The organism is Roseibium porphyridii, assembly GCF_026191725.2.
GTDB lineage: Bacteria > Pseudomonadota > Alphaproteobacteria > Rhizobiales > Stappiaceae > Roseibium > Roseibium porphyridii.
The window spans coordinates 4,255,388-4,279,897 of sequence record NZ_CP120863.1; the positions used below are offsets into that span (position 1 = coordinate 4,255,388).

General features: G+C 54.6%; 26 protein-coding genes. 11 read left to right on the top strand and 15 right to left on the bottom strand.

Annotated features, from left to right (window positions below; translation table 11 throughout):
* Positions 1-498 carry a redox-sensitive transcriptional activator SoxR gene (gene soxR / locus K1718_RS19710; RefSeq protein ID WP_152502582.1) on the bottom strand — a complete coding sequence of 166 codons (498 nt, stop codon included), beginning with the start codon at positions 496-498 and terminating at the stop codon, positions 1-3.
* Between the two features lie 99 nt (positions 499-597).
* Between soxR and K1718_RS19715 the strand changes: the two genes are divergently transcribed.
* Positions 598-987 (top strand): VOC family protein, encoded by a 390-nt coding sequence (locus tag K1718_RS19715; protein WP_152502583.1) that lies wholly within the window; start codon positions 598-600, stop codon positions 985-987.
* Between the two features lie 51 nt (positions 988-1,038).
* Here the strand turns inward: K1718_RS19715 and K1718_RS19720 are convergent, their stop codons facing one another.
* From K1718_RS19720 to K1718_RS19755, 8 genes are all read right to left on the bottom strand, one after another.
* Positions 1,039-2,280, bottom strand: coding sequence for an HlyD family secretion protein (locus tag K1718_RS19720; RefSeq protein ID WP_265681116.1), 1,242 nt, complete (start codon positions 2,278-2,280; stop codon positions 1,039-1,041).
* Positions 2,280-2,792: a hypothetical protein gene (locus K1718_RS19725; RefSeq protein ID WP_265681115.1), complete on the bottom strand. Its 513-nt coding sequence runs from the start codon at positions 2,790-2,792 to the stop codon at positions 2,280-2,282. The genes K1718_RS19720 and K1718_RS19725 overlap by 1 nt, the downstream gene beginning before the upstream one ends.
* A 189-nt stretch (positions 2,793-2,981) precedes the next feature.
* On the bottom strand, positions 2,982-3,749 hold the full coding sequence (locus K1718_RS19730) for an SDR family NAD(P)-dependent oxidoreductase (protein WP_152502586.1): 768 nt from the start codon (positions 3,747-3,749) through the stop codon (positions 2,982-2,984).
* Between the two features lie 158 nt (positions 3,750-3,907).
* Positions 3,908-5,263: an adenylate/guanylate cyclase domain-containing protein gene (locus tag K1718_RS19735; RefSeq protein ID WP_265681114.1), complete on the bottom strand. Its 1,356-nt coding sequence runs from the start codon at positions 5,261-5,263 to the stop codon at positions 3,908-3,910.
* 100 nt (positions 5,264-5,363) lie between these two features.
* Positions 5,364-6,515 carry a helix-turn-helix transcriptional regulator gene (locus K1718_RS19740; protein ID WP_265681113.1) on the bottom strand — a complete coding sequence of 384 codons (1,152 nt, stop codon included), beginning with the start codon at positions 6,513-6,515 and terminating at the stop codon, positions 5,364-5,366.
* Between the two features lie 326 nt (positions 6,516-6,841).
* Positions 6,842-7,666, bottom strand: coding sequence for an MBL fold metallo-hydrolase (locus tag K1718_RS19745; protein ID WP_152502589.1), 825 nt, complete (start codon positions 7,664-7,666; stop codon positions 6,842-6,844).
* A 10-nt stretch (positions 7,667-7,676) separates the two neighbouring features.
* Complete coding sequence (locus K1718_RS19750; RefSeq protein WP_152502590.1) at positions 7,677-8,135, bottom strand: cyclic nucleotide-binding domain-containing protein; 459 nt, start codon at positions 8,133-8,135, stop codon at positions 7,677-7,679.
* Positions 8,136-8,197: 62 nt separating this feature from the next.
* Entirely contained in the window at positions 8,198-10,780 is a 2,583-nt protein-coding gene (locus tag K1718_RS19755; RefSeq protein WP_265681112.1) for an ATP-binding cassette domain-containing protein, read from the bottom strand.
* A gap of 231 nt (positions 10,781-11,011) precedes the next feature.
* On the opposite strand from K1718_RS19755, the gene K1718_RS19760 reads away from it, so the two are divergent.
* From K1718_RS19760 to K1718_RS19780, 5 genes are read left to right on the top strand one after another with little or no spacing between them, the layout of a single operon-like run.
* Positions 11,012-12,232 carry a glycosyltransferase family protein gene (locus K1718_RS19760; protein WP_152502592.1) on the top strand — a complete coding sequence of 407 codons (1,221 nt, stop codon included), beginning with the start codon at positions 11,012-11,014 and terminating at the stop codon, positions 12,230-12,232.
* A gap of 51 nt (positions 12,233-12,283) precedes the next feature.
* Entirely contained in the window at positions 12,284-13,504 is a 1,221-nt protein-coding gene (locus K1718_RS19765; RefSeq protein WP_265681111.1) for a glycosyltransferase family 4 protein, read from the top strand.
* Positions 13,505-13,523: 19 nt separating this feature from the next.
* The gene (locus tag K1718_RS19770) at positions 13,524-14,651 is read left to right on the top strand and encodes a glycosyltransferase family 4 protein (RefSeq protein ID WP_265681110.1); all 1,128 of its coding nucleotides are present in this window, start codon (positions 13,524-13,526) and stop codon (positions 14,649-14,651) included.
* Positions 14,648-15,802, top strand: a complete 1,155-nt coding sequence (locus tag K1718_RS19775) for a glycosyltransferase family protein (protein WP_265681109.1) — start codon at positions 14,648-14,650, stop codon at positions 15,800-15,802. Before K1718_RS19770 ends, K1718_RS19775 begins: the two co-directional genes overlap by 4 nt.
* A complete protein-coding gene (locus K1718_RS19780; RefSeq protein WP_265681108.1) occupies positions 15,799-16,557 on the top strand; it encodes a polysaccharide deacetylase family protein in 759 nt (252 codons plus the stop codon). Before K1718_RS19775 ends, K1718_RS19780 begins: the two co-directional genes overlap by 4 nt.
* A 27-nt stretch (positions 16,558-16,584) precedes the next feature.
* On the opposite strand, the gene K1718_RS19785 is transcribed toward K1718_RS19780, so the two are convergent.
* Entirely contained in the window at positions 16,585-17,085 is a 501-nt protein-coding gene (locus tag K1718_RS19785; protein ID WP_265681107.1) for a peptide-methionine (S)-S-oxide reductase, read from the bottom strand.
* Between the two features lie 306 nt (positions 17,086-17,391).
* Here K1718_RS19785 and nthA point away from each other — a divergent pair, with 306 nt between their 5' ends.
* From nthA to K1718_RS19805, 4 genes are read left to right on the top strand one after another with little or no spacing between them, the layout of a single operon-like run.
* Complete coding sequence (gene nthA / locus K1718_RS19790; protein WP_152502598.1) at positions 17,392-18,021, top strand: nitrile hydratase subunit alpha; 630 nt, start codon at positions 17,392-17,394, stop codon at positions 18,019-18,021.
* Positions 18,018-18,677 (top strand): nitrile hydratase subunit beta, encoded by a 660-nt coding sequence (gene nthB / locus K1718_RS19795; RefSeq protein WP_265681106.1) that lies wholly within the window; start codon positions 18,018-18,020, stop codon positions 18,675-18,677. The genes nthA and nthB overlap by 4 nt, the downstream gene beginning before the upstream one ends.
* Entirely contained in the window at positions 18,664-19,017 is a 354-nt protein-coding gene (locus K1718_RS19800) for a nitrile hydratase accessory protein (RefSeq protein WP_265681105.1), read from the top strand. Before nthB ends, K1718_RS19800 begins: the two co-directional genes overlap by 14 nt.
* A complete protein-coding gene (locus K1718_RS19805) occupies positions 18,989-19,477 on the top strand; it encodes a methyltransferase family protein (RefSeq protein WP_265681104.1) in 489 nt (162 codons plus the stop codon). The genes K1718_RS19800 and K1718_RS19805 overlap by 29 nt, the downstream gene beginning before the upstream one ends.
* A 4-nt stretch (positions 19,478-19,481) precedes the next feature.
* On the opposite strand, the gene K1718_RS19810 is transcribed toward K1718_RS19805, so the two are convergent.
* Positions 19,482-20,375, bottom strand: a complete 894-nt coding sequence (locus K1718_RS19810; RefSeq protein WP_152504365.1) for a LysR family transcriptional regulator — start codon at positions 20,373-20,375, stop codon at positions 19,482-19,484.
* A 97-nt stretch (positions 20,376-20,472) separates the two neighbouring features.
* On the opposite strand from K1718_RS19810, the gene K1718_RS19815 reads away from it, so the two are divergent.
* On the top strand, positions 20,473-20,760 hold the full coding sequence (locus K1718_RS19815) for a DUF1330 domain-containing protein (RefSeq protein WP_152502601.1): 288 nt from the start codon (positions 20,473-20,475) through the stop codon (positions 20,758-20,760).
* A 139-nt stretch (positions 20,761-20,899) separates the two neighbouring features.
* On the opposite strand, the gene K1718_RS19820 is transcribed toward K1718_RS19815, so the two are convergent.
* From K1718_RS19820 to K1718_RS19835, 4 genes are all read right to left on the bottom strand, one after another.
* Positions 20,900-21,493, bottom strand: coding sequence for a class I SAM-dependent methyltransferase (locus K1718_RS19820; protein WP_152502602.1), 594 nt, complete (start codon positions 21,491-21,493; stop codon positions 20,900-20,902).
* A gap of 67 nt (positions 21,494-21,560) precedes the next feature.
* A complete protein-coding gene (locus tag K1718_RS19825; protein ID WP_152502603.1) occupies positions 21,561-22,742 on the bottom strand; it encodes an ABC transporter permease in 1,182 nt (393 codons plus the stop codon).
* Entirely contained in the window at positions 22,739-23,764 is a 1,026-nt protein-coding gene (locus tag K1718_RS19830; RefSeq protein ID WP_152502604.1) for an ABC transporter permease, read from the bottom strand. The genes K1718_RS19825 and K1718_RS19830 overlap by 4 nt, the downstream gene beginning before the upstream one ends.
* 78 nt (positions 23,765-23,842) lie before the next feature.
* Positions 23,843-24,505, bottom strand: a complete 663-nt coding sequence (locus K1718_RS19835) for an O-methyltransferase (protein WP_152502605.1) — start codon at positions 24,503-24,505, stop codon at positions 23,843-23,845.
* Between the last annotated feature and the right edge of the window lie 5 nt (positions 24,506-24,510).

Below are 24,510 nucleotides of genomic sequence, written 5' to 3' on the forward strand. Positions count from 1 at the left end.
CTAACGACGGGGCCTGTTCAAACGGGCGGCTTTTTCAATGACATCGGGATCCGGCAAGTCTCCCAGCAGATAACGTGGACCCCGGCCATGACGGGACGCGGCGTCGCCAGCATTATAAAGCTGGCAGGACTTCATCGACAGACACCCGCATCCGATACACGCATCTAACTTGTCCCTTAATGTCGTCATGCGCTCAATCCGATCATCCAGATGCCGGCGAAAGTCCCTTCCGATGCGGGTCCAGTCTGCCTTTGTTGGCGCTCTACCCTCTGGTAGCTGTTTCAGCTGTCCGGCGATTTCTCCAATTGAAAACCCGAATTCCTGTGCAACCAGAACAAAAGACAGTCTTCGGATATCCGCGCGCAGGAATCGCCTTTGACCGCCTTCGTTTCTCACGGGATGCACCAGACCCTTTTCCTCGTAAAAACGGATCGCCGACACTGAAAGACCGGTTCTGCTCGCCAGTTCACCAATACTGAGAAGATCACTCCCTCGCATAACCCTATTCAATTTTTTCCCTTTTCCCTCTTGACCTCAACTTAACTTGAGGAATTATCTCCAGTGTCCCGATCAAGTCAATCTGAGAAAGGACACCAGATGAGCGCCCCCTTTTTGGAACATGTGAACGTCACCGTCAGCGACCCGGAAGCGACCGCAAAGCGGCTGGAAACGTGGTTCGGATGGAAAGTTCGCTGGAAAGGTGCAGCTAAGGACGGTGGCACCACGTATCACATCGGCAACGAAACCAGTTATGTGGCGGCCTATACACCTGCGCACAAAACGGAAGCGGTGAAGGAAAGCAGCTATTCCCGCCACGGTGGCCTCAACCACATTGCCGTTGTGGTGGACGATCTGGACGCCACGGAAGAGCGCATAAAGGCCGGTGGTTACAAGACCCACAATCACGGTGACTATGAACCGGGTCGCCGATTCTATTTCGACGATGATGACGGCATTGAAATTGAAGTCGTCAGCTATTCAAGCTGACACCCAGGACCGGGATCGGGCGGAAAAAGCCGCCCGATCCGGACCGGCAACTCAGTGCCCAGACAGCACAAGTGTTCTGATCGGGTACTGAATGGCCTGACTGCGCAAAATAATTGCATGCACCAGGCCAACAGTGTCGATCACATGCAGGAAAACATACTGCGCTGTCGTCAAGTCCTTGTCTTCCAACAACCTGTCGTGATTGCTGGTATAGGCGTTCACCTCACAACTCGCACCCGGTGGCAGCTTGTCGAGCCCGCCTTCATACAAAGGCTCCAGGATCGCAGTTACAGTCGATGTTTCCGACGCCTTGGTCGCATCCACAAGCTGGCTCCCAGTGCTGACCTGACCAGCGGCAATTTCAGACTGAACATCGGCCACGACCAGCGGGATGATGGTGAATGGAACGGCAGGACAAAACGCTTCTGCAATCATTCCCCGTTTGATCACCTGCGCCTCGACCTGTCCGAAACCGGCCACAATCCGTTCCTGCACTGAATCATGAGGAATGAGTATCCCTGCCGGGCGCATCAACGGGTTGACGATCTCGCCGGGACGCAGCACGAATTGCGTGACCATGCCGTCGACGCCGGCATATACGGTCATCTTCCCCAATTCGACTTCGGCTTCTTCAAGCTTTGCCTCTGCACTGGACAGCTTTGTGGGCAACGCAACGTTGATCTTGGTTTCAACCAGGTCCTTGTTTGCTTTCGCAGCCTCGAGTGCTCCCGTGCGGGAATCGACCGTGTTTTGAAGCTTTTCCAGGTCGCGCTCACTGACGACATTCGCATTGCGTTCAAACAATTCCTGCCGTGTATCAAGTTCGTCCTGAGCCTGTTTCAATGAAGCTTCAGCCTGGTCAACCTGTGCAGACGCGACCGCAAGTTCGCCCTCTGCGAGTGCAATTTCACCCTTGATTTCCTCAACCTGCTGCTTCGCGGTTACGACATCAGCTTCCTGCCGACTGCTGTCCAACTTGAAGATTGGCGCTCCCGCCTTGATCTCTGTCTCAAGTTCGTTGGGAACGAATATCTCTTCCACCCTACCGGATGCTTCCGGGAGGATGGGAATTGTGCGGAATGTGGACACCGCGCTTGTTGCCGTTGGGTGATAATAAAAAATCAGGGTGATCAATGTGATTGTGAGCATCAGGCACGTCACAATGCCGAACCTAAGCTCATACCAGACCGAATAGAGTGTGATTTCGTGACCAATTCGTTTGCCCTGTACGTATCTGCGAAACAAATAGTCAGGAAGAATTGTGATCATTGCACTGAAAAGCGTCTCGAACATTATGTGTCCTCCCGCTTTTCAGCCTGAACCACCGGAGCTTCACCAACTGCTTGTGTTGCCGCTACCGATCCGGGATCTTCTGCCGGTTGAGAAGGCAGCGCCTCGGACGCAGCAGCTCCTTCAGGAGAGCCCTCATTCGCCTGCGCGGGCTCACAGGCATCATCCCCAGAACGATTTGCGAGTTTGCTCATCGAGTTGGCTATCGATTCCAAGGGTGACATGAAATCCGGCAGTTGCACGAATGCCAGAACGAGTGCTGCGACCCAGAAAATCTGGTTATGGGTGAACAGTGCCAACAACCCAAGCACAGCAACAAGTTCGAATTGAATGCGGCCATGCTTGTGTGCCAGGCGTTCAGGCAATGAATGCAAATACAGGTAAAACGTGCCAAGGAGCACGACGATGACGATCAGTCCGATGAGGACACTCGTCATCATCTGGTCGCTACCGTCGGCAGCTGGAATAAAATAAGGTAGATGATGGGGCGCTAATTCATGCGCGTTTTCGGCCATTGGTTTCTCCCGTGCGTACCAGGGCGCCGGGAAAAATCCGGCAACGCTGCGTCACATTAAAAAGGAAACTGAACCGGCCGTGTTAAAAAAAACAAGTCAACTGAAGATCTTGCAGTGGAAAGCTGCAACATGGCCCGCTTCCACCGGTCAGGTCATTGGCAGGATTGTAAAGATTGACAGGTCTGTACCCTAACGCGGCGCCATACGGATAGCACCATCCAGACGAATGGTCTCGCCATTGAGCATGTCATTCTCGCAGATTGATTTCACAAGCTGGGCGTATTCCGACGCCTTGCCGAGCCGCGAAGGAAACGGCACTTGCTGGCCTAAGCTGTCCTGAACCTCCTGAGATAGACCGAGGAGCATAGGCGTTTCAAATATCCCGGGAGCGATAGTCATCACACGAATGCCGGACTTTGACAGATCGCGCGCCACAGGGAGCGTCATGCCTGCGACACCGGCTTTCGACGCGGCATAGGCAACCTGACCTATCTGACCGTCAAAAGCGGCAACCGAAGCAGTAGAAACAATCACGCCGCGGCCACCATCAGGTGTCACGGGCTCAAGATCTGCCATCCCGGTGGCCGCCAGAGACAAACAGCGGAAAGAACCGATCAGATTGACGCCCACCACCTTTTCAAACATGTCGATGGGGTGCGGCTCACCGCGAGACGTGGTCTTGGCAACAGGGGCAATACCGGCGCAATTGACAAGTATGCGTTCCTGCCCGTGTGCAGCACGGGCCGTGTTAAATCCCTGTTCCACACTCGCCTGATCCGTCACATCGACGCTAACGAACAAGCCGCCAACGTCCGCGGCCATATCCTCGCCCTGCTCGGAGTTGCGATCGAAGAGGGTTACTTTGACGCCTTCAGCTGCAAGCATGCGCGCCGTCGCCGCACCGAGCCCGGATGCACCACCAGTAACAATGGCAGCCAGTGAGGAATCCAATTTCACATCGCTCTCCCTGAACACATAATTCATTGAAATCAATGAATTTAATTCTCTCTATTGACGATATAGTCAATTTACGCGCCAAAGTGACCGAGAAATGCCCTGCGGTCAAGCTTTCCGAGGAAAACAGTGTGAAGGAGGTTGTAAAGTTGCGCTCTGGTTCACCGCGCCAAGACAACGAGATCCAACGGCTTCAGGACGCCTGATACGACCGTTTCACAACGGATTTCGACATCCGGACCCAGATACCCCTGGCTTTGCGCCAGTTCCCAAGTGCTTTTGTCCGTCAGCGCCTTTGTCAATTGCGCCTTGTTGGCGTCTTCCATTTTTGCAGCACGGTTGACGGCATCGCCGATAACGGTGAATTCCAGCCGGTTCTTTGAGCCGATGACACCGACCGTTACCGGTCCTGCAGCAACCGCCGTTCCAATCGTCAAAGTTCCCGGCCAGCCGGCCAAGCGGAAGCGCTGTTGATCCGACCTGACGCTTTCCACGAGCGTGGTCGCAGCTTCAAGTGCATCGGCGGCAAAACTCTCCGAAGGTTGAACCGCTCCAAAGGTCGCCAGAATGCCGTCACCCAGGAACTTGTCGACCCGACCACCGGCCTGATTGATCACTTCAACCGCCAGGTTCTGATATTCGGCAAGCACCTTCAGAACGACTTCAGGAGGAAGCGACGAGGACACTGAGGTAAACCCGCGAATATCCGCATAAAGGATGGCTGCCTCACGCAGGTTGCCTTCACCTGCCTGAAGTTCGGTATTGGCATCGGTAATAGACGCAGCAACTTCTGGCGCGAAGAAGCGCCGTAAGTCCATGGCCGCAGCATGATCGCGCGTTGCTTCGAAAAGCATTGAGCGTCCCCGATAGAGCGCGACCGACAGGATCACGGTGACTGCGAAGATCACCATGGTCTTGTCCAGCTCTGCCCCCACCAGGATCGAATTTCCGGTCAGGTATTCCACATAGTTTCGGGTGACCCGCATGGAGTCCATGTCGGCAAAGGCGGCATAAAACACCAGGCCAAGCCAGCCGGCGACAGCGACAAGACCCGTTGTCAATACAAACCGCGGGTCGAAACGAAGAGCTCTCAAACCGATGAATATGAACACATACATGAGTGTTGGCGTCTTGAGATAAAACGCCGGATGCTGATCATATTGAATGTGAAATGAAAAAATGAGCCCGACCAGCAGTGCCATGTCGACGCCGATAGAAATCAGCAGATACCATTGCGGGAGTTCGAAACGGTAGGACAGTAGCAAGCGAAAGATCGTGAAGAGGAAATACGCTCCGAGCGCAAAGGGCACAAAATTGAACCCGGCTGACCCCTCAGCACGTGGCGCAATGATGTAAAGCGTCGAGAAAAACAGCACGAGCGCCAGTTGAACCCAACTGATCAGACGTTCCGAAGAGGCCTCACGAGCGCGGATTTCGGCGCGCACACGGTCAGGAATGCCGGCTTCCGGCGGTCCGCCGCGCAATATGTATCGCATTTTGTCCGAAAGTGAGCTCATGTTGACCCTTCATTTCAAGGCCTCGGAGTTTCCACATATATGCTGCGACGCGCAATAAGACCTTCGGGAATGTGAGTCAAAGTGAAGAGTTGTAGTCCGGTCACCGACCGCCACTCAGGCGCAACTGCTCGATTTTGCAGACAAGTTCGCTCTGTCGATGGCACCCTGACTTCGACAAGGCTGCTTTGATCTGATTGCGCACGGTATGAACGCTGACGCTTCGGTTCATGGCAATCTGGTTGATCGATTGGCCGTTTGCCAGCATCACGGCTGCGGTGGCTTCCGTCTTACTGAGATCAAAACAGTCCTGAACCTGTTGTTGCAGTGTTTCCATGTCAGCTTCAGGTTTGATTGCAACCAGAAGCGCCGGGTTGTTCTTGGAAACAAATGCCCTGAACGGCGTTCTGTCCAATTCATCCAGGCGGACGGACATCGCGTGACAGGTCCAGCCCTGGCCTTTCTGGTCCTTGAAATTCCAGTTGCCAAATGGTGCTCGTCGGCCATTGCCTTGAAGTTGGGCCATATGACTGAATTCAAATTGGATGGCATCTGAGCAAAACCGGATACGCTCGCCAAATGCTGCCTCGATGACACTGCCTTCCGCAAGCAGTTCCTGGGCCTCGCTGCTGGCGTAGTGGATCCTTCTGCCGGCATCAACAAGCAGTATGGCAGTCCGTGAACCGAGCCTGTGTTGTTCGGCGGCCCACTTTTCAAACGACAGCCCCGCGATCGTGCGATTTATTTCAAGCGACTGCCGAATGATGGGAGCCAGATCCTTGCAGAGCTGAAGCCAGTCGCTTTCAAATTTTGCCCGGTCTCTTTCCCTTATGTTGCCTCCGATCAGAAACATGCGATCCGCGTCGTTGGCCAGCATGGCGCCCCCACCACCCCAGATGTCTTCCATAGGCAGCAGAAGATCCGCATAAAAGGATGTTCTCTTGAGTTCGCCAGGGACAATCATCTCGTCAGAGGAGATGGTGTCTCCAACCGGGCATTTGGTGAAATGAGCCGCATATGGGTTCTTATCGGCATAGTGCGCTTCGTATAATTCAAGGATCCCCGGATCATAGCCAGAGGCAAATGCCAGCGGTGCAACCTTGGTGAGCTGATCGAAGCCGATCAACTGCGTGCAGATGTGCGTACCCTGCACCTTTCCCAATTCGTCGAGAAACGGTTGCCAGCAAAGCGGATCCATCGCAGCGGCCACTGCAAGATTGGACAAATGCAGGAATTTTTCCGCAGAAATGACCACCCTTGCCCCCCAAGGTTCTCACATACGCGACGTCAATTCGGCATTTCTCACGTGCGTTCTGAAAAAGATTTCGACACGTTTAGCCCAAATGGACCATGCACTTAATGTATACACCCTGTAAACAACTTTTGATCGCAAAGGTCATTCGTTCTCTACGTGTTTGGAAGTTGAGAGCGTCTGAGTTCCGGGTGCAACCAAGGAATTCCCGCACTCCTGCAGTCGGCAGGCGATCAATAGTTTAGCGTGTATTATTTTTTTGGCGGCCGTTTGGGCCGCCTTTTTTAATTTAGAGGCCCGTCTTTAATTTCTGGCCCCGTCGCGGCTCGTTAGGGCCGCAACACCATGCCTTCACTTGCAACCAACATACCCGGGTAGCTGTTTTGTGCCGCAAGCCCGATTTCATCGAGCTCATCATCTGAACGGCGCGGATCGTGATGGAACAGCACAGGTGTTTTCACATCTCCATCCTTGGCCAACTGAACGGCCTTTTCCCACGTAGAGTGCCCCCAGCCCTTGAAGGAAACGTATTCGCTGTCAGTAAACATGGCATCATAGATCATGATGTCAGCGCCGCGCACGAAGTCAGGCAAGGCCGCGTCGATTTCCGGGTCGCCATGTTCGTGGTCCGTAATGATGCAGATCGACTTGCCATGGTAGTCAAACCGATAGCCGCAGGCACCGCCCGGATGGTTCAGTTTGGTGGTTCGAATGACCAGGTCGTCTTCACGCGGGATGTTGTCGCCTGCAGTGAAGGATTTGAATTCCACGGCTTTTAACGTTTTGGCCGCGACTGGAAAGATCGGCGGCGACATGATCCTGCTGACGATGTCGACGAGGCTGGTTTCATCCTGAAAATGACCGGCCCAGGCAGTCACTTCAAAGCTCGGATCGTAGGCAGGTTTGAAAAACGGCAGACCGCATATGTGGTCGAGATGCGTGTGCGTGAACAAAAGATCGAAACGGCGATGCTTACCTTTTAGAAGCTCCATGCCAAGGTTTCGTGCGCCTGATCCGCAATCAACGAGGACGAGTGCGTCCCCTGCATGGATTTCGAACGACGACGTCTCGCCGCCATACCGGAGAGTGCTCGAACCCGGCGTCGGAGTTGAGCCTCTGACTCCCCAGCATCGAAGCGAAAATTCCTCAGCCACGTGTTACTCCCTAACCACCGGAGGACCCCCTGCGCGCATCCGCAAGGTCACGGGTCGTGCGTTCAAGACGAAGCGCAAGCGTCCGCATCACTTCCAGCGATATATCCGGAAATTCTTGCAAGAGTTTCAAGAAATCATCTTTTGAAACAGTCAGAACGTCCATGTTGTTGGCAGCGACAAGTGTCGCTGTTCTGGGAACGTCGCACAAAATGGCAATTTCACCGACAATGGAATTTTCCGACACCTGGGCGACTTTCTTCTCGCCTTCAGGTGTCTGGACCAGGACATTCGCGTCGCCGGACAGGATGATAAAGGCACAGTCACCTTCTTCACCCTGGGAACAAAGACGCTCTCCTTCAGGATACTCGGTCCGATCGCTGATGAAGGCAAGGAGACGCAGCTTGGTCTCGTCAATACCGTGGAATAGCGGAACCTTACGAAGGGCTTCGACTTCAGTTTCTAGTGTCATGTTCTCCTCCCCGGCATTTTGGGCCGCTGCTTCGCGGCCTTACCGTGTTTTCCGCCATTGTCCTACCCTTTGTCTGCAATACGTCCCTGATCCAAAACGAAGCGCTGATCAAATTCACCGGCAATATCCATGTTCGATGTACCGAACAAGAACGTTTTCCCGGCTAGTATTCCCCGCAAACCATTACGCAATTCTTTGTCGTCTTCTGTCATACCTGTAGCAATATCATCCAATATGGTGATTTTTGCGTTCTTCAGTAGACCTCTTACCAATGCGATGCGCCTGCGCTGGCCAGCAGACAAGCGCGAACCCGAAACGCCAACATGGTAGCCAAAGCCGGCAAAGATGATCGGATGACGCAGTCCGGTCTCTTCCACAATGGCACGAATAACGTCGTCGATGCGCCGCCGGGCGTCCCTGCGGTCGACCCTGGCACGACCGAACAGCAAGTTGTCCTCAATTGTAAGCGGCGGCAGATAAACGTCAGGATCGAACGCAACGAAGCCATCGCTGTTCTTCACGACACCCTCAAGGAACCGCTTGCGGGCCGCCACGACCTCATCCTTCAAGCTATCGTCCATAACGCCCAGACGATGCCTGGCGGGGACGAGCTTGAACGCCAGTCCGGTCAGGCGTGACTTGTCCGCTTCCGTCAGACCCGGACGCTGGTGCCCTGACTTCGCAATCCTTACAATCCGTTCAAACTCGGGTAGATCATCCTGATTGATGAAGGAATAGGACCCCAGAAGCCCGCTGTCGCCGGAAACGTTGGAGAAGAGTTCCAGCATGGTTTCTGCGATCTTCAAACCGATCTGCTGCAGTTTGACATCAAACCCGGTGTCGGACAGGAACGTTTTCACCTCTTCAAGGTCCGGTACCTCGTCCATGGTGATGTCCGGATCTGAAGGGACAGCAAAGAACAGGTTGTCGGCCAGGCTTGCACTGGCATTGAAACGGTCCTTGTGCCAAAGCTCGACCAAACCACCCAAGGCGGGTTCGCTCGCAATGCGGCCAGCCAGGTTTTTGCGAACATTCAGGATCTTGTCCGCAAAGGCGTCATTCATGGATGGGTCGAAGCGCGACTGAAGGCCGAGCCGATAAATATCCTTGTCGAGTTTGACCGCTTCCAGCAACTGCAGCGCCTTGGCGTCGAGTTGCTCCTCATCATCAACACCCGCTGCCGACAGGTCATCCCAGTCTGCAGCAAGGTCGTAGACCGGATTGCGTGTCTGGTTGGCTTCATTGACCCTGCGCTTGTAATTCTTGAGGTCGTCCCCTTCCCGCTCGGGCGGCACGAGAGGACGGTGACGCAGGCCATAGTAAAGGTTGTCCCGGATCGTGCCGGTCCACACGTGAACAGCCCCACCGACATAAGCGATTTCTCGGCCGAGGGTGGAATCGGTCAGTTTGTCGAGGTCGTGCTCCCCAATACAGACCTTGCCCGAGGACGCCGACACCAGACCGGCAGCGAGTTGCAGCACTTCCGAACGACCCGAACCGTCGGGCCCGACTATCGCGCATGTGGTGTTCGCCGGGACCTTCAGCGAGATATCCATGACTTCCTGACCGGCGGCACCACCAGAAAAGCTGACGCTTTCAAACTTCACGTCACCCGACAGTTCAACCTGGTCGTCATCGGTCAGGCGCTCGGTGTCGTAGATGTCCGGCGGGTCGAAGTTTTCGACAACGGTCTGATACTTGACGCTGACATCAGCCGTCATCTGATAGAAGGACAGCAACAGCTTCCACGGTCCTGCCAGATCCTTGTAGGCCGCGATCACGGCCAGCAACGCACCGATACTCAGATTGCCCTGAATAACCAGATACCCGCCGATCAGGTAGAAGAAGAACGGCGTCAGCTGGTTCATGAAGTTGTTCAGGAACTTGATGAGGAACTTCCGGTTAAAGATCTCGTATCGGATCTTGAAGTTCTCATAGAGGCGGTCGGAAATGTCCGCCGAGTGCCAGGCCGCCGCATCATTGGCGTGGATCTCTGCGACCCCGGTGATGCTCTCACCGACTTTGTCCGCGATCAGACGAACGTTTTTCACCCGTTTGCGAGACAGCAGAATGACTTTCTTCTGCAGCATCGGGATGATGTAGCCCTGGATCGGATAAGAGCTGATCGCCGCCAGACCCAGCAGTGGATCCTGCATAAAGATGAAGCCCAGCTGAACGATCAGCATACCGCCCTGATAGGCGGGCAGAGCGAAGGCTTCACCGATATAACCGCCCACATCCTCCACTTCGGACGTGATCATGGGAATGATCTCGCCGGAGCTCACTTTCCGGAAATGCGGCAGTCGAAATCTCAGAACCCTTTGAAAGAGTTCGAAACGAAGACGGCGCAGCATGCGCTCGCCCAGGCGCCCCTTGTAGACGTTCAGATAAAATTTGAGCCCGTTGGAGACCACAACGAGCCCCAAAAATGTCAGGCAGAGGAGAACGAGATACGGGATCTGGTCGAAGTCAAATCCCAGGACGTCGCGCGGGAAATTGTCTCCCTGAACGGCATCGTTGACAATCAACTTGGGCAATTCGAGCAGGAAATAGACCACCGGGTAGGTAAGGACGGTGACCATCAAAATAAAAATCTGCTGGCGCGAACTATACTTCCAAATGAAGCGGAAAAGGCTTTTTTCCATCAGCTCATCCAAACAGAAATGGATCAAAAATGTGCAAGCAGATCATATTTGGTATATTAACGATCCGAATTCGAAGTGCTAGCCGGGTTTAGCATTTGGCACAACCGTATTGAAAGTATCAGTTGACCGTTCCCTGTCGAAAGATGTCTGTCAAGGCAGATCGGAACGTGACAAACTCCAGTCAATTGAGACATAAGTGCCTCGGGGCAGATTTACAAATTTAGGGGCAGTATGAGTTCCGGAACGCCTAAGATACTGATCTACAGCCATGATTCGTTCGGATTAGGCCACTTAAGGCGCTGCCGTGCAATCGCTCAGTCACTGGTTGGGGACTTTGACACTCTTTCCGTTCTGATCCTCTCAGGCTCACCCATCATTGGCAGTTTCGAATTCAGGACCCGGGTCGACTTTGTCAGGATTCCCGGTGTCATCAAGCTGCGCAACGGCGAATACACCCCTTTGTCCCTGCACATCAACATCGATCAGACGCTGGCAATCCGTTCGTCAATCATCGAGCACACGGCCGAGATTTTCGAACCCGACATTTTCATTGTCGACAAGGAACCGCTTGGACTGAGAGGCGAAGTGCTTGGCACATTGGAGGCTCTCAAAGGCACCAACACCCGCCTTGTCCTGGGCTTGCGGGACGTTATGGACGATGCGACCGTCCTGAAAGAAGAATGGGACCGCAAGAATGTGTTCCCTGCCTTGAAGGATCTCTACGACGAAATCTGGGTATATGGTCCGGAAGATATCTGCGACCCGCTTGAGGGTATGGACCTGCCGGAAGGCGTAGCGGAAAAACTCCGATATACGGGTTACCTGCGCAGAGAAATGCCGAGTGCGGCGTTGGAAAACCCGGCGCCAGCACCTTTCGACGAAGAACCTTATATTCTGGTAACACCTGGCGGCGGCGGTGACGGCGTTGAAATGGTGGATTGGGTCATGCGGGCCTATGAAGCGCGCCAACGGCCTCTTTTTCCGGCCCTGATTGTGCTTGGCCCCTTTATGCCAGCCGCCTCGGCCGCACAGTTTACCGAACGGGCAGAACATCTTCGCGACGTGGAGGTAATCCGGTTCACACCCCAGATCGAACCCTATCTTGCCAATGCCACGGCAATTGTCGGTATGGGGGGCTACAATACGTTTTGCGAAATACTGTCCTTCGACAAACCCACCTTGATGGTGCCGCGTGTCGTTCCGCGCCGCGAACAGGCTATTCGCGCTGAGCGGGCGGAAAAGAGCGGCCTGTTGAAGGTCCTGCCGATAGACTGCTATCCGGATCCCGATCTCATGGCGACGGCATTGTCGGAACTACCAAACCTCGCGCCACCCTCGGCTGCCAGTGTAGACAATCTGCTTGGCGGACTGGAAGTTATTTCCGGTCGTGTCGGCGAAATCTTCGATGAGCAGCTTCCAGCAGATAGCAAAGTCAAACTGGCTATCGTCTGATCGCTTTCGCGTTTCACAGCTCAACGATCAACCCTTTCAAAGATTGTAGTAATGTCCCGAATTGCCGTTGTGGTCAAAGGCTATCCACGCCTGTCCGAAACCTTCATTGCACAAGAGATTCTAGGCCTTGAGCGGCGGGGAATAGGCATCTTGATCGTCGCGCTGCGCAAACCCTATGACCCCTTCATTCACGACCTGCACCGACAAATCTCTGCGGACGTTCTCTATCTTCCCGAATATGTGAAAGACGACCCGGCGCGCGTTGCCAGGGCCAAGAAATGGGCTGAAAGGCAACCCACTTTCGAAAAGGCCAAAGCGCTCTTTGATGCCGACTTTGCCCGGCAATCCAATGCGGATCGGCAACGTCGCTGGTCACAGGCCTGTGTTTTCGCGCACGAGTTGCCGGAAGACATCACCTGGATCTACACCCACTATCTGCATACACCTTGTTCCGCGGCTCGCTATGCAGCGCACTTGTCCGGTCGCCAATGGTCGTTTTCCGCTCACGCGAAAGATATCTGGACCAGCCCCAAGTGGGATTTGAGAACCAAGATCAACGACGCAGCCTGGGGTGTGACCTGCACCACCGTCAATGCCACCTTCCTCAAGGGACTTGCTGATACACCTCACAAGGTTGAGCTCCTGTATCACGGACTTGATTTTTCCGGCTTTCCGGAGCCCTCCAAGGAGATGTCAAAGCGTGATGGCAGCGAAGAGCCGGTTCGGCTCGTATCCGTTGGACGTGCGGTTGAAAAGAAGGGGTACGACGATCTCCTGAGCGCCCTTTCAATGCTGCCCAACGACTTGAACTGGCGCTTCACGCATATTGGTGGTGGCGACCTCTCAGAGGTGCTGAAGCAAGAAGCTGAGCGTCTTGGCGTTGCACAGCGTATCACCTGGCGCGGAGCGCAGCCAAGGGAAGAGGTCATCGCGACCTGTGCAGACGCTGACCTGTTCGTCTTGCCGTCGAAACTTGCAAAGTCAGGCGACCGGGACGGATTGCCGAATGTCTTGATGGAAGCTCAATCCATGGGGCTTTGTTGCCTTTCCACACGTGTGTCGGCGATACCGGAGTTGATCGTCAGTGGTGAGACCGGGGTTCTTGTGGAACCCGGTTCCCCAGAAGAGCTTTCAGATGCCTTGAGCGGGTTGATTGCAGATCCCGATCGCAGGCGCATGCTAGGGCTTGCTGCCGCAAACCGTGTACGCAAGGAGTTTTCAACTGATCCCGGCCTTGACCGGTTGGCAGAGAAGTTTCGTAAGGTGCTTTGATCCGCCAGCAGGACTTCCTATGAGAATCGCCTTCACAGCCCCGATGAAACCCCTTGATCATCCTGTCCCTTCTGGCGACAGGACGATGGGTCGCCTGATTGTAAAGGCCCTCAAGTCAGCGGGGCATGAGGTTGAGGTAGCCAGCACGTTCCGGTCCTGGCGCAAGGATGGCAGCGACGAACTCCAGTCCAAGGTGAAAGCCGAAGCTCTCAAGGAAGTCAGCCGCATCGCCAACGACTGGAAACGTGACAGGAAAAAGCCCGACCTGTTCCTGACATATCATCTTTATCACAAGGCACCCGACTGGATTGGGCCCGCTTTGGCGGATCGATTTGATCTGCCTTACGCGATCATCGAAGCAAGCCGCGCGCCGAAACGCAAAACGGGCAACTGGGCATTCGGCTTTGCTGCAGCTGATATGGCTCTGCAACGGGCTGACGCCGTTGCCGCAATTCACAACGCAGATGCAGAGTGCTTGCACGAGGTTGTCCCTCCGGACCGTCTTGACGTTCTTCTGCCTTTTCTGGATGAAGCACCTTATCGACAAGCAGTGACCGGCTCCAAACCGCCCGCATCTGCGCCCCTCAAACTTCTTGCCGTTGGAATGATGCGAGAAGGCGACAAGTTTCGATCCTATGAGGTGCTTGCCGCAGCCCTTGATCGCCTTATGAATCTATCCTGGCATCTGACCCTGATCGGTGACGGGCCTGTCCGTTCCAAGGTTGTTGATCTCTTCCCGGCGGACAGGATTACCGTTCTCGGCGCTCTTGGGGCAGAAGACTTGCCAGCGCAATATGCTCAACACGATCTCGTTGTTTGGCCTGCTATTCGTGAAGCGTTTGGTCTGGTCCTGATGGAAGCTCAAGCGGCTGGCACCGGGGTTGTCGCAGGTAACACTTTCGGAGTTCCTGATATTGTCCGGCAGGGAGAAACCGGATTGCTTTCGCAAGAAGGCGATGTTGAAGCCTTTGCCGCAAATCTGGAAAACGTCATCAGGAACCCAGGCATTGCCGATCGATTGGGCATTGCAGCCAGCGCATATATATCCGCCAACCATTCGCTCGAAGCCGGGGCTGCTCGGCTGGACCTTTTTGCCCGCAAGGCTGTCGACAACCACAGACGGCCTCAGAAAGACCAAGGAAAATGACCCGCAAGGCCTTCATTCACGTGCAGCACCTGCTGGGTACCGGCCATGTGGTCAGGGCAGCCGCAATTGGCAAAGCATTGGCCTCTTCAGGCGTTGAGGTGACATTAGCCAGCGGCAACAAAATTCCCCCAACCCTGGACACCGGGCCGCTTCGTATTGTCGAACTCCCCGCCTGCAAAAGCCCTGACGCTGCGTTCAAGCGACTTGTTACTTTAGACGATGAAGATATTGACAATGAATGGAAAACAGCACGCGTTAAAGCATCGATTCAAGCGTTTAAGGAAGAAGAATTCGACCTGCTCTTGACGGAGACCTATCCCTTTGGGCGGCGCCAGCTGGACTTTGAACTAAGTCCTCTCCTCAACGCGGCAAAGGCACGGCCCAATCCGCCAATTGTTGCGACATCCATTCGAGATATTCTGGTGCGCAAGAAGGAACTCTGGAAAGAAGAATGGATGGCTGATCAGGCACTGAACCATTATCATCGAGTGCTTGTCCATTCCGACCCGGATTTCATCCAACTTTCCGACAGCTTCCCATTTGCAGACCGGATCGAACATCTGATCCGCTATACCGGTTATGTCGAAGGACATGCCGGCCGAGCTGCCGACGGGTCTGATGGCAATGACGAAGTGATCGTTTCGTGCGGTGGCGGCGCAGTCGCAGCAAGTCTCCTGACGGCAGCCCTGGATGCCCGCCCCTTGTCGCGACGTGCGGGAGACACTCGCTGGCGGGTCCTTGTTGGACACGACGTGCCGGAAGACAGCTTTCACGCCTATCAGAAACGCGCATCAACCGGTGTTAGCGTCGAACGCGCTCGCAGGGATTTTCCTGACCTATTGAAACGTGCTCGGCTCTCCATCAGCCAGGCTGGTTACAACACAGTACTCGACGTGCTGACTGCCGGTGTCGCTGCTGTCTTTGCTCCGTTTGCACAGAAAAACGAAACGGAGCAAACGCAACGTGCGGAAGCATTGGCACGCCATGGCAGGGCAATTGTTACGCCCGAAATGGGTTTGACACCCGAACGGCTTGCTGCAGCTGCAGACGACGCTCTGGCCCTTCCCCGCAGTCATCATGCTGTTTTGCTTGGCGGCGCAGCAAAGAGCGCTGAAATTCTCCTCAACGACCTTAAAGAGTGCGCCGCATGACAACGGATCTGCAACGTTTCAAAGACGAACTGACAGCACATCTCGACTGGTTTGCAGAACGCGGGCGCAAAGTGAGCTTCTGGTGGCGGGATGACGACGCGGTGGAACCAACACCAGCGCTTGACCGCATGTTGGCTTTTTGCAATCGACACGGGGTCGATATGGCACTCGCTGTTATTCCGAAGAATGCGACAGAAAACCTTGCAGCCCGACTTCAAGACGAGCCTCATGCATGGGTGCTGCAACATGGTTGGCAGCACAAGAACTTTCAACGCAAGGATCTGCGCGAAAAAGCGGCTGAGCTTGGCACCCGGCGCGACCCGGATGAACTGATAGCCCAGCTTACCGACGGTAAATTACGGCTTGAAAAGTTGTTTGCGGCCAAATTCATCAAGGCCATGGTGCCGCCTTGGAACCGGATTGCACCTGAGATTTCACGCAGATTGCCGGGCGTGGGACTTCCAGGTCTTTCCACTTTCACATGGCACAATTTCCCTCGCGACCATCAAGTCCAGTCCCATGTCGACATCATAAAGTGGAAAAAACGGGTTCGTTTCATTGGCTGGGAAAGTGCTCGGTTACGCTTTGATCTGCAGCTCACGCGCCGCCGCAACACAGGCAGCGAACCTGTCGGCCTCCTGACACATCATTTGGCGCATGATGAAGAGTGCTTTGAGTTTCTGGAAGAGTTTCTGGCTATTTCTGCCCACCATGAGGGTGCGGAATGGCCGCGCGTTGAAACCTTGTTTGGCTAAGGCTCAAGGCAACAAGGGGTGGAGCACCTATTGGGCAGCTTCGACGTGATCTTCCTTCAGTACCTTCGAAAACTCCCGTCTAAGGAACGCGAGTTTCGGATCTATATAGGTCTTGCAGAAAGGACGCTCGGGACCCTTTTCGTAGTAGCCCAGAAAACGTTCGTCTGACGCCTTGAAACCGGCGAGGGTCATGACGTTGGTAATCAAGGGTTCATCGAATTCACGTTGAAGTTTACGTAGGATGCGACCGACCTTCACACCTGTTCCGGCATCATACACGTAGACAGCGCTGCGATATTTGCCCCGCATCTTGTGGCGGGAAGTGCTTGAATGTGTGCGCAGATGGATTTCGATCAAGACGTCCATAGGCAGCACTTCTGGATCGAAGGTCACGATAACCGCTTCCGACCAAGCATCTTCGGGAGGATCAGAGCGGATAAATCCCTGCTCCACCTTCGATATGCCAGCAATTGCCTGAAAGACGGCTTCGGTGCACCAGTGGCACCCACCGCCCAGCCCGATTTTCAAGAAACGTCTCCAAGGCTTCGTCGAATGCATGCCATTTTGCCGCCTGAAGAGAAATAATCAAAATGGCTTGGCAAAGATTCCCCCAAGGGAGTTTGCAACAGTGAGCTTAGAGCCAGTGAGATCTGGGCATTTTCTCACACTTTCAATGACTTACAGATTTTTCAAAATGCGCTCTACACGCTGCCCCTGCCCCGGCGGCGGTTTGACACCGTCGATCCTTGCAGCAACCGGTGCTGAGTTCGGTCCAAGATTGACAGCCAGTGTGGTCCGACCTCAAATGAGGCCGGCACAAATCAGGAGACATCCATGTCCGGTCACGACCATGATCACGACCATTCAGAATTGAGCGACATCGAACTCCGCGTTCGAGCGCTGGAAACGCTCTTGACGGAAAAAGGTTATGTCGACCCCCCTGCCCTGGATGAGCTGATCGAGACTTATGAAACCAAGATCGGCCCCAAGAACGGGGCGCAAGTGGTTGCAAAAGTCTGGACCGATCCGGACTATCGAAACCGATTGCTGGAGGATGCCACGTCAGCGATCGCAGAACTCGGCTTCACAGGCCGACAAGGTGAACACATGGTGGCGGTTGAGAACACTCCCGGCACACACAACATGGTCGTCTGCACACTTTGCTCCTGCTATCCGTGGACGGTGCTCGGCCTGCCGCCTGTCTGGTACAAATCCGCACCTTATCGCTCCCGCGCGGTGCGTGATCCGCGTGGTGTGCTGGCGGAATTCGGAATAACTTTACCGGCGGCAAAGGAAATAAAGGTGTGGGATTCAACGGCTGAAGTTCGATATCTCGTCGTCCCGGAACGCCCAGAGGGCACAGACGGCTGGAGTGCAGAACAACTGGCGGAGCTTGTCACCCGAGACAGTATGATCGGCACTGGACTTGCAGCATCTCCAGAGCAGGCGAAGGAAAGCGCATGAACGGTGCACAGGACCTTGGGGGCCAGATGGGATTCGGCCCCATAGAGCTGGAAGAAAACGAACCCAACTTTCATGCCGATTGGGAAAAGCGGGCTTTTGCAGTGACACTTGCCATGGGCGCTACCGGAACATGGACACTCGACGCTTCCCGCTTTTCACGCGAGTCGCTTCCGCCAGATGTCTATCTTTCATCCAGCTACTACGAAATCTGGGCCAGGGGACTGGAGCGTCTCGTCGTCAAATACGGCCTCGTAACAGAGGACGAGTTGAAGGAAGGTCAGCCCAAGGCTCCGGCCCAACCGGTCAAAAAAGTGCTCAAGTCAGCTGACGTTGCAACCACACTGGCGAAAGGCGCAACGGTTGACCGTCCCCAATCGGAAGCCGCCCGGTTCAAGGTTGGAGACCCTGTGCGAACCAAAAGAATGCACCCTGAGCATCACACACGCCTTCCCAGATACGCGCGAGATGTTGTTGGAAAAATTGAAGCCATCCACGGCGTTCATGTCTTTCCGGATGCAAATGCACATGGGAAGGGTGAACAGCCTTGCTGGCTCTACGGCGTGGTCTTTCGCGGACCGGATATCTGGGGCGAAGACAGCGATCCAACGCTGACGCTTCGTATTGACCTTTGGGAGCCATACCTTGACCCGGCCTGATCAGAAGAGCTCAGCACCGCACCTTCCTCTTGACGAAGATGGGGGGCCGGTCTTTTCAGCTCCCTGGGAAGCGCGTGTCTTTGCCATGACGCTCCAGGCCCACGAAGCAGGCGTCTTTTCGTGGAGCGAATGGGCAGACACACTTGGCGCTGAACTTGCTGGTGATGGTGACGGCTCAGGCGATACAAAGGGGTACTACGATCATTGGCTGAATGCATTTGAAAAACTGTTGGCCCAAAAAGGCGTCGCGGCAGCGGACCAGCTTTCCCAACTAAGGGAAGCCTGGAACCAAGCGGCACGGGCGACGCCTCATGGCCAACCGATCGAACTTGATCGCTGACGGCATCATGCATCTGAAGGTGCCACCACCCGTCGTCGTGTTGATTGGCCTCGGCCTGCTTTATTTGGGCGATCGTCAGCTACCGAGCTTTAGCCTGTCGTTTCCTGGTCAGATATCGCTCGCGATCGTGCTGCTGGCATCCGGTCTTGCAATCGGATGTCACGCGCTTTTTCGATTCATAATGGCAAAGACAACCTTCAATCCAACAACACCGGACAAAGTCAATGTCCTTGTGACGAACGGGCTCTATCGGTTCAGCCGAAACCCGATGTATGTTGCTGATGTTCTGCTTCTTTTGTCGCTGGCGGCCTACTACGGAACGTTGACCGTTGCTGCTGTCGTCCCTCTCTTCATTTGGTATCTGACGGAGTTTCAAATCAAGCCGGAGGAAGATCACCTCAAGAGCAAGTTCGGAAAGGACTACCTTTCCTACAAAGCTCGGGTTCCGCGCTGGATCTGACCCGTCAGGTTCGCCCGAGGTAAAGATCGCTACTCGCCTTGAATGAATCGGCTGCGAACCGCAGAAAGGTCCGTATCCTGGTGACGTTTTTAAGATCGGGATGAGTCAGGACCCAAATATCGAGATACCGGCTCGGCTCCATGCCTGGCACCCTGACCAACTCAGGATCGGGATCGCCCAAGAAGCAAGGCAACCGACCAATGCCCATTCCAGCTTTAATGGCTGCCAGCATGGCGATCATGTCGTCCGACACCAGACTGACATAGGCTTTGGGATAGCGCGCCCGGATCTCTTTTGGAACGTTGCGCCCCCACCATTTGAAGACAACACATGGCAAGTCCGCATTGTCATGACTAACATCCATGGCCTCACGATTGCGGCGCGCAAATTCCTTCGACATATAGAACGTTCGGTTTTGACCCGTCGCCTGCCTGCCGAACAGATTTTCATCAGGATTGTTGGTCACGCGGATTGCGACATCTGCTTCGCGCCGATGCAGGCTGAGCTTTTCGTTGGCCGCAATCATCTCAAGTTCAATGCGCGGATGCCGCTCTGAGAACTTCTGCATGATCTCTGCGACTTGAACCTGAAAAAGCAACTGTGCCGCAGTGACACGAAGGGGGCCTTCAAGATCCGTGTCCTGTGCGGTGATCCTAGTGTCGAGCGCAAACACTTCCGTTTCAACGCGCCGTGCTGCCGAAACAGCTTCTTCGCCGGCAACGGTTGGCTTGAACCCATCCGGCAGGCGGTCGAACAGTCTCGTCCCGAGGCGGTCTTCCAGTGCCGACAATCTGCGAGACACAGTGGAGTGAGTTACCCCGAGCGCCCTTGCCGCCTTGGTCACATTGCCAGCGTTCGCAATGGCGAGCACAAACTTCAAATCATCCCAGTTGTCCATGCCGTGCATTTTTGCACACTAGCATTCCGAATTTGAATATTTTTTCGCATGAAAACTTGATGCAGTGTTGCGCCATCTCTTCAAAAGGAGTTTTGAGATGACCATACAGGCACTTGCCATGATTACCGTCACAGACAAGGAAACTCTCAGCGCCTACCGCGAAAAAGCCGCCGATGCGCTTGCCAAACATGGGGGAAGCGTGGTTGCTGCTGATCCAGAGCCGTTGGTGCTGGAAGCTGCCATAGACGCTCCGAATATCACTGCACTGCTCTCGTTTCCGGATACGAAGGCAGCTCAAGCATGGCACGCGGATCCGGAGCTCGCCGAGGTCCATGCACTGCGCAACAAGGGTGGTAAATCGACCATCATCATGCTGCCGGATTGATGTTTGAGCCAGCCCTGATTTCAGGGCTGGTTGTCTCCGTCGGCCTTTGCTACACCTTCGGCGATTTCCGACTATTAAGCCATCTGGGCATTACATCCGACTTTGTTGGGCAGCGACAAAAAAGCGGCCAGCATCAAACTCAACTCACCGGCTTCACAAGACGCATGCGCCAGGTCACGCCCTTCTTGTCCGAGACAAGGCGGTAGTCATCCAGAACTTCCCAGTTCGCCTCATTGTCCGTCGCTTCCCAGAGCCGGTTGATCAGCTTGTTAGCCCCCGACTCAGGACGTTTCGGGGAATACATGGAAAGCGCGATGACCCCGTCCTTTTTCAGGAACGGCACATAGCGGGCAACAAGTGCTGCGGGATCGTCAGCAAAATGCAGCACTTCATTGAAAACGATGGCAGAAAAGGATTCTCCGTCCTTCGGTTCGAATGTGTGCATGTCGCCGGCGCGCAAGGATGCGATTGCCGGATCCACATCGGCGATTTCCAGGGAAGCTGGAGACAGATCCATGCCCACATAACGCTTGATACCCATGGGCTGCAGGCGTTCGTAGAGCAGGCCTTCACCGCAACCAATGTCGAGCACCTCGTCCATGGTTCCGGTCAGGCTGAGCCACATGCCGATAATGCCATAGCGTCCGCTTTCCGGCAGTGAACGCAAGAAGGCCCAACGGCCTGCTTCATATTCTTCATCCCAACCTTCGGCAGTTGTGGCGTTTTTCGACATGGATCGCTTCCTAACACTAAAGACGGGCCAGAACGGCCCGTCATGTCTTTTCAGAATTTGTGCTGCATCACTTATAGGGATCTGCTGCGTCACGCAAACCATCGCCGAGGAAATTGAACGCCAGCACAACAATGATGATGGGGATTACCGGAGCCATCAGCCAGGGATAAACCGTTACCACCGAAATGTTCTGTGCCTCATTCAACAAGACACCCCAGGAAATCGCCGGACGCCTGAGGCCGAGGTTGAGGAACGACAACGCTGTTTCCCCCAGGATCATCGATGGGATCGACAACGAAGCAGACGCAATGATGTGGCTGGTGAAACCGGGCAACAGATGCCGGGTGATGACCCGTTTCGGCTTTGCCCCCATCAACACCGCAGCCTTGGCATATTCTTCCTCACGCAGAGACAGAAGCTTTGACCTGACGGCTCTGGCAAGCCCGGGCCAATCCAGCAGCCCCAGGATGATCGTGAGGCCGAAATAGATCCAGACCGGGCTCCAGGTAACAGGCAACGCTGCGGAAAGCGCCATCCAGAGCGGCAACTCAGGCAAGGATCGAATGATCTCGATAGCGCGTTGGATCACGCTGTCGGCCAAACCACCGAAATAGCCGGCGATGCCGCCGAAGAAGAGGCCGAGAACGATTGAAATGGCAACACCGATAAGACCGACGGTCAGGGACAGACGTGCGCCATAGACAAGACCGGAGAATTGATCTCGGCCCAGACGGTCCGTTCCCAACAGGAACATCGTGCCGCCTTCAGCCGGACAGACCAGATGGAAAGACGCGTCGAACAGGCCCCAGAATTCGTAGTCGTCCCCACTGCAGAAGAACCGCAGCTTCTGCACTTGCGTCGTGTCGTCCTTGAACACCCATTGCAGGGTCTCCATGTCGATCTCGGACGTCATCCCATAGACAAAGGGCCCGACAAAGGATCCTTCGTGGAAGAGGTGGATGGGTTGGGGAGGCGCATAAAGATGCAAGCTGTCGCGGGTATTCGCGTCATAAGGTGCAATCAGTTCAGCAAAAGGTACCGTCAGGTAGAACAGGATCAGGATGACACCTGACCAGACCGCAACCTTGTGGCGTTTGAACTTCCACCACATGATCTTCCACTGCGAAGCCTGATAGAAACGCTCTTGTTCAGGCGTCATTTCCTCCGCGACAGCGGGGTTGAAAGGAGTGGGATCGACGTAGTGTTCAACGTCCCGAACCGGCGTTCCATTGTTTGCATCCGAGCTCATGACGATGCCCTCCCGCCAAGACGGATGCGCGGATCGAGAACCGCAAGCAGCAGGTCTGAAATCAACATGCCAATCAGGGTCAGAACAGCTACGAAAAGCAATATGAACCCTGAAAGGAACTGATCCTGCGACTGAAGTGCCGAAACCAGAACGGGTCCGACCGTAGGAAGGCTCATCACCACGGACACAATCACCGAGCCTGACACCATCGACGGGATCAGGTTGCCAATATCGGCAATGAACGGATTGATCGCCATTCGAAGCGGATATTTCACCAGAAGCTGATTCTCCTTCAGCCCCTTTGCCCTGCCGGTGGTGACATATTGTTTGTGAAGTTCATCCAGCAGGTTGGCTCGAAGACGACGGATCATGGCCGCCGTTCCGGAGGTTCCGATCACAATCGTCGGCACAATCAAATGGGCCAACACCGACATCGCCTTATCAAAACTCCACGGCTGATCGATATACTCCGGCGCCATAAGTCCGCCCACCGAGAGGCCGAACCAGCGATTGAAGAAATAAAGAAGGATCAAGGCAAGCAGGAAATTCGGCGTGGCCAATCCGATATAGCCGACAAAGGTGATGCCATAGTCACCCCAGGAATACTGCCGTGTAGCGGAATAGATGCCGATCGGAAAGGCAACCACATAGACAAATAGGATCGTTGCAAAATTCAGAACCACCGTGAGCGGCAATGTCGGCCCGATTACCTGGTCAACCGGCTTGTCGAACTCGAAAGACCAGCCCCAATTGCCTTGAATGAGCCCATCAAGCCCATGAGGTCCGGGCCACAGACCGACCCAGATCAGGTATCTTTCGAAAAATGGCCGATCAAGCGAAAATTCCTTGCGCAGGAACTCCAGCTTCGCAACAGACGAACTCTCCCCTGAAGCCTTCAGAGCTGCAATCTGGTTGGAAATATAGTCTCCGGTCGGAAGCTCGATGATGAAAAACGTCAGAAAGCTGATCACCAGCAAAGTCGGGATCATCATCAATATCCGACGTATTATATAGTAGAGCACTTATTCCCCCTAAGCCCCAACTGCGTCTGAATAAGAGCCGTCGCTGCACCAGCGACAACATGAACTATTACCCCAGCATCAGGCCGCCTTCAGCGCAAGCGTCAGGCCGTCTGAAAACGGCAACATTGAAATCACCACCCGGTCGTCATCCCGCAATCGCGCATTCAAGGCGCGAATGTCATCGACAGCAGGATCCTTGATTTCCGGATCGATGACGTCACCGAGACGAAGCATGTTGTCGAACACCATAATCCCGCCGGTTCTGAGCAGTTTCAAGGCAAGCTCGTAATAGGCGGTATAACTCTTCTTGTCGGCGTCGACGAAAATCAGATCGAATGAACTTCCTTCACCTTCGTTGAGCATGTCCTGCATGACCCCTTGCGCCCGTCCGATCCGAAAATCGATCTTGTGGCGAACACCAGCTTCCTGCCAATGGGTTTCTGCCAGCTCCTGCCAATTGTTGCGCTTGTCGATGGCGACAACGCGGCCATCATCAGGCAGAGCAGAGGCCATCCATAGTGTGGAGTAGCCGGTGAACACACCAAGCTCCATAACCCTTTTGGCGTTCAAGGCCTTGATCAGGAAATACAGCAACTGGCCCTGCTCCTGCGGGACACGCATATCGGCGTCCGGCAGGATTTGAGTGTGGTGGCGAAGTCTTTTAAGTGATGCGGATTCCCGGGTCCCGTGCTGGCAAACATAGTCGATAAGGTCTGCGGTAATCTCCAGCCGGTCAGCCATATTTC